We start from the raw sequence: 5687 nt of genomic DNA, 5'->3' as shown, positions 1-5687 counted from the left end.
GTCATGGCCACAGGCATGCATTTTTCCATGGTTGCAGGAAGCATAGTCGCGCCCTTGCGCCTGTTCAGTGATGTTCAGGGCATCCATGTCGGCGCGAAGCCCGATTACCCCAGAACCCTCTCCGACTGTCAGGCTTGCAACCACGCCTGTTCCGCCTATTCCCCTGTGCACCTCCAACCCTAAATCCGTGAGGATTCTTGCGACCTCGTCCGAGGTGGTGAACTCTTCGAATCCGGTTTCAGGGTGGCGATGAAATGTATGTCGCCACTGCTTGAGGCGCTGCTCAAACTCTTGGCCATTGCTCATGCTTGAACTCTCCTATTACTTGGCCAACGAAGGGCTTTGATCAGACGGCTGAGCAGGAACTGCTGCATCCGCAGGCTCGTTGTTCTGCCAGATGACGCTTTCGCTTAGATAAGGGGTGCGATAGCCACTGCTGACCCCCAGCCGGTAGAAAGCCAACGCAACAGCCGCTACAACTGCCATATCCACACCCTCAGGCAGGATGCCAATCCCTCCAAATGCTTCACTACCGATGTAGGACACCAACGCCATCGCTGGCAGATAGCCGATCAACCAGATCGCGGCACGAAGCTCACGAGCAAACCCCAACCAGCCGCTTTTGGCTTGGTAGTAGAAATAGATGGGCAGAGCACCGATCACCAGGAGGATGACCTGACCCGTCAATGGCCAACGAGCCCAGTACAGCACCAAAGACGCACAGATGAAGGCGAATGGAGCAATGATGCCCATGCCTTTCAATCGCAGGGGACGTTTGACCTCAGGTGCATGGACTCGCAATGACATCAAGCTAATGGGGCCGGTCAGGAACGAAATGATCACAGCGACTGAGATCACGGCAGCCAGCGTGCCCCATCCCCGGAAGAAGAACAGGAAGATGAAGCTCACCGCCAAGTTCAGCCACATCGCTTGACGCGGGACACCATAGAGTGGATGGAGGTTGCCGAAAATTTTGGGGAGCGTGTTGTTCTTCTCCATCGCGTAGATCATTCGAGCAGTAGTCGCGGTATAGATCGACCCTGTACCCGATGGACTCACGAACGCGTCCAGATAGAGCAGCATCGCCAGCCAGTTGAGGTTCAGTGCCAGTGCAAGTTGTGCCAATGGCGAATCAAAGCTCAGGTTGTGCCAACCCGATGCAATGCTCTCGGGGCTTACCGCACCGATGAAGGCAATCTGCAGCGCCACGTAGATGATCAACGCGATCACCACCGAACCGATCAAAGCAAACGGGATGCTACGCCCAGGATTGCGGGCTTCACCCGCGAGGCTCACAGGGCTCTGAAATCCGTTGTAGCTGAAAACGATGCCGCTGGCGGCCACGGCCGTAAAGACGGCTGACCAGCCATATGGAGCAAAGCTCGATATCGAACCGTCACCAAAGTTCCCGGTGTTGAAGCTCGTCGCCATCAGCGCCACAGCGGTCAATGCAGGCACCACCAGCTTGAATACCGTGATTGCCGTGTTGGTCTTCACGAAGAGCTTCACCCCCCAATAATTGAGGCCGAAGTACACCATCACCAAGGCTGCACTGCCGACCAGCCCACTGCTGGTCAGTTCGCCTTGGTGCACCAACGCTCTTGCCCAGGGAAATGACCAGGAGGCCATGTACTGGATCGAGGCAATCGCCTCGATGGGAATGACGGCAACGATGGAAATCCAGTTTGCCCACGCAGCCAGGAAGCCAACCAGCGAACCATGAGAATACCGTGCATATCTCACCATGCCACCGGACTCCGGGAACATGGCGCCCATTTCTGCGTATGTCAGGGCGATCGCAAGCACGACCACTGCACCAATGATCCATGCCAGGATCGCAGCCGGCCCGGCTATGGCCGAAGCATGCCAGGCCCCAAAGAGCCAGCCTGAGCCGATGATGGATCCGAGACCGGTCAACATCAGCGACCAAGGGCTGATGTCGCGTTTTATTTTGTTCATGGAATCTCCGATTATTTTTTTTGTGTGGAGCCGCCAAGGGCTGAAAGCTCAGCCCTTGGGTGAATTTACAAACATGATCAGACGCCAGGCGCCCAAGCCTTCTGGCGTCCAAGGACGGATGCATCAGTCTCGCCCAGCAGATCGGCGTAGACGCCGGGGGCGGTAGCACCCTCTGTGCTGATGAATAGGACACGGGAGTTGGAGTTGAGACCCATGTCTGTCGCCGTGCTTTCTCCTTTGACCAACCGGATAAGGCCGGCCAGTCCAGCGACACTGGATTCACCCGCAACCAGCGGGATATCCCGAGCGCTGCCAGCAGCGAGGCGACGCATTGCCGCTACGGCTTCGTCGTCCTGGATGGTCATGAAGAAATCGACACTGGACTCAAGGAAACGCCAGGCCAGAGGGGAGGTTTCGCCACACGCCAGACCGGCCATGACCGAGTCCACCGAGCCTGTTGCCTTGGCAGGTTTCCCTTGAAGCGCGCTCTGGTACAAGCAGTCAGCCTGCGCTGGCTCAACCATGACGAAAGTCGGGCGAGCTTCGCCATACTGCTCCCACAGGTAGCTCACAATTCCAGCCGCCAGACCGCCGACACCCCCCTGAAGGAAGACATGGGTGAATACAGGTTTTGCCGCTTCACCTGCCGTCGCCTCAATGATCTCAGCCGCAATGGTTCCGTAACCCTGCATGACATCGCGCGGGATCACTTCATAACCTTCGTAGGAGGTATCGGAAACGACAATCCAATCGTTGGTTGCGGCCAGCGAGGCCGCTTCCTCGACCGACTCGTCATAGTTGCCTTTGATACGGATGATCTTCGCGCCGTAGGCCGCGATGGCATCCTCGCGCTCGATACTGACATTTGCATGCAGCACGATGACACAACGGCAACCAATGCTTTGAGCTGCAGCTGCCAGCCCTTTGCCGTGGTTCCCATCGGTGGCGCTGATCACGGTGAAGTCCGCCAATGCATCAGCGTACTTACCTTCCAGCAGCCCACGGGGATCGAAGTGCTGTTCAGGGAAATTCCGAAGAATCAGACGAACCAATGCAATTGGGGCACCCAGCGCTTTGAAGCTCCCCAACACCGAACGCACGGACTCGTCTTTGATAAGGACTTCAGCCACTCCAAGCTCTTCGGCCAGATCAGGCAGAGAGTAAAGCGGCGTTGCTCCAGCGTTCAGTCGAGACCACTGGGACAGCCACTGGCGGCTCTCGTTGGCCTTGACGATGCTCATGACCGATTTCAGAGATTCTGGATACGGCAGGCAGCTGGCTTTTGGGTTAGCAATAAACATTCGGCGCTCCTTTCAACAGGTAACAGGAAACCCATACCGCTGAAGCAGACCTCAGCGGGTTGGGATAGATAGGGGAATCAGGAAGCGGTGAGGCGACGGCTGACGACGTCGAGCAGCACCAGTGCGCCCTGGATCAACTGGTCATCGTCGGTATGCTCACGAGGGTTGTGACTGATACCGCCGCGGCTGGGAACAAAGATCATCGCCGCCGGCGCCATGCGGGCGATCATCTGCGCATCATGACCTGCACCCGATGTCATTCGGCGATTGCTGAAGCCAAAACGCTTGGCAGAGGCTTCAATCTCATCAGCAAGCTCAGCGTTAAAAATCACAGGTTCAAAACGCACAAGGCGCTCAGTGGTGATGGTCACACCTTCTTGTTCAGCCAGCTCGGCGAGGTACGTACTCAGCCGGTTTTCTGCACTGACCAGCAGCTCCTCATCGGGATCGCGCAGGTCGACCGTAAAGGTCGCTCTGCGAGGGATAACGTTGATCACATTGGGTTCGAACTTCATGCAACCCACCGTCGCGAGCGTAGTGCCTGCCTCCACAGCAATGGCCCGAAGTTCTGCCACGATCGAGCTGGCGACAAAGCCCGCGTCATGCCGCAGACGCGTCGGGGTGGTACCCGCATGGTTGGCATTGCCCTTCACTTCAACCTGCTGCCAGGAAATCCCTTGCAGGTTCTCGACAACGCCAATCAAGGTATTTTCGGCCTCGAGGATAGGCCCCTGCTCAATGTGCAGCTCGATGTACTCATGCGGAACGATCGCACCTGGTTCAAGCGAACCGGCATAACCGATACGCTTCAGTTCGTCGCCAAGTCGCGTACCGTCGGTACCGATCGTGTCCAGCGCGTCTTCCACCGACAGACCGCCTGCGTACACAAGCGAGCCCATCATATCGGGCTGATATCGAACGCCCTCTTCATTGGTGAACGCTCCGACCGTAATTGAACGCTCAGGCAGAATGCCCGCATCACGGTAGGCGCGAATGACCGCGAGCCCGGCCAATACCCCATAGCAGCCATCAAGCGCACCTGCGTTCGTCACGGTATCGATGTGCGAACCCATCATGAGCGGATGTTGATCACCATCGTCGCTTGGTGAGCGCAGAGTGCCGAAGACGTTGCCGATACGGTCGATCTGAATGTCGAGATCAAGGTCACGCATCCAGCCAACCACAAGGTCGCGCCCATCTTTTTCAGCATCCGTCAGCGCGATCCTGGTTCTTCCACCATGTTCGGCGTCCGCGCCAATTTGTCCAAGCGCGTGGATCTGCTGAAGTAGTAATGAACCGTTCAACTGCAGTTTTTTACCCGTGGTCATCCGACTTTCCTCCAGTGATGCGGAGCCTTGGCTCTCATGCCATATTCTTGTTCATGGAGGAATTTTATTCGCTTTGAGCGTACGAAAAGCTTGATTTTTAGTGGATAAATGAATTTTCATTGCGTTTTTCTGGCATTTCACGCCCCTCGATTACGGACAGCGCTCAATGACACTTGACCACTTCGATATGGCGCTACTCGATGCAGTACAGCGCGACGCGGGTACCTCACAGCTGGATCTTGGAGCCAAGGTCAATCTGTCCTCCGCTGCGGTAAACAGACGCCTGAAGAAGATGTCCGCTGATGGTGTCATACAAAGCACGATCGCTCAGGTGAGCGCGGAAATGTTGGGCTATACGCTCACCGTAATTGCCGAGGTGGAGGTGGAGAACGAGCGGCTGGACTTGTTGGACGACATGAAGAAAGCGTTCCTTGCCTGCCCCCAGGTTCAGCAGTGCTTTTATGTCGCCGGAGAATGCGACTTCGTGCTGATCATGCTCGTGAAGAACATGGAGCAATACACCCAGCTCACCCGAGAATTGTTTTTCGAAAGCAACAACGTCAAGCGCTTCAAAACCTTGGTTTCGATGAGCAACGTGAAGACGGGGATGTTTGTACCTACCTCCGATTGAAGCTTCGATATTGCCTCCCGACAGCGAATAGCAGACATGATTAGCAGCCTCCACCACGCCTACCAAAGGAATGAAAGACTTGGCTCTCTAAGAAGTAGGCTTGATTTCGCTAAAACCAGCGCAAAAAAAGGCCGCCAGTGTGATAGCGGCCAGGTCTCAAGCCAGAGCTTTAGACGAAGGGGTCCTGGTGAGGAGCCCGCTAACCAAAATGGTTAGCGGGTAAACCGTAGAATCTCTACGGGTGCAAGCAACAGCGCCATCTCAAATCCCAGTCTGACCAGTGATGACGCTGTCACTCGAACAGGTGCCTTTAGCTATTGCTCGGGAAGGCGAATTGCGCTGCTTCGTGGCTGGTGCGTTGCGGCCAGCGCTGAGTGATGGCTTTCTTGCGGGTGTAGAAGCGCACACCGTCGGGGCCGTAAGCGTGCAGGTCACCGAACAGAGAACGCTTCCAGCCGCCGAAGCTGT

5 protein-coding genes and 1 pseudogene are annotated in these 5687 nt (G+C 56.2%); 1 reads left to right on the top strand and 5 read right to left on the bottom strand.

The window, feature by feature from the left end; all coding sequences use genetic code 11:
* From ACRESJ_RS00960 to ACRESJ_RS00945, 4 genes are all read right to left on the bottom strand, one after another.
* Positions 1-306 (bottom strand): M20/M25/M40 family metallo-hydrolase (locus ACRESJ_RS00960; RefSeq protein ID WP_431756202.1); only part of this gene is annotated, 306 nt, incomplete at its 3' end.
* A gap of 15 nt (positions 307-321) precedes the next feature.
* Positions 322-1959: an APC family permease gene (locus ACRESJ_RS00955; RefSeq protein WP_431756201.1), complete on the bottom strand. Its 1638-nt coding sequence runs from the start codon at positions 1957-1959 to the stop codon at positions 322-324.
* Between the two features lie 77 nt (positions 1960-2036).
* A complete protein-coding gene (locus ACRESJ_RS00950; protein ID WP_431756200.1) occupies positions 2037-3260 on the bottom strand; it encodes a diaminopropionate ammonia-lyase in 1224 nt (407 codons plus the stop codon).
* A 77-nt stretch (positions 3261-3337) separates the two neighbouring features.
* A complete protein-coding gene (locus ACRESJ_RS00945) occupies positions 3338-4588 on the bottom strand; it encodes a Zn-dependent hydrolase (RefSeq protein WP_431756199.1) in 1251 nt (416 codons plus the stop codon).
* Positions 4589-4754: 166 nt separating this feature from the next.
* Here ACRESJ_RS00945 and ACRESJ_RS00940 point away from each other — a divergent pair, with 166 nt between their 5' ends.
* Positions 4755-5219: an Lrp/AsnC family transcriptional regulator gene (locus tag ACRESJ_RS00940; RefSeq protein WP_431756198.1), complete on the top strand. Its 465-nt coding sequence runs from the start codon at positions 4755-4757 to the stop codon at positions 5217-5219.
* A gap of 310 nt (positions 5220-5529) precedes the next feature.
* Here the strand turns inward: ACRESJ_RS00940 and ACRESJ_RS00935 are convergent.
* Positions 5530-5687, bottom strand: a pseudogene (locus ACRESJ_RS00935) (methylmalonate-semialdehyde dehydrogenase (CoA acylating)); the annotation flags it as partial.

Source organism: Pseudomonas sp., assembly GCF_050739655.1.
Taxonomy (GTDB): Bacteria; Pseudomonadota; Gammaproteobacteria; order Pseudomonadales; family Pseudomonadaceae; genus Aquipseudomonas.
The sequence above is the reverse complement of the archived record's forward strand: the minus strand, read 5'-3'. Positions and strand labels throughout refer to the sequence as shown.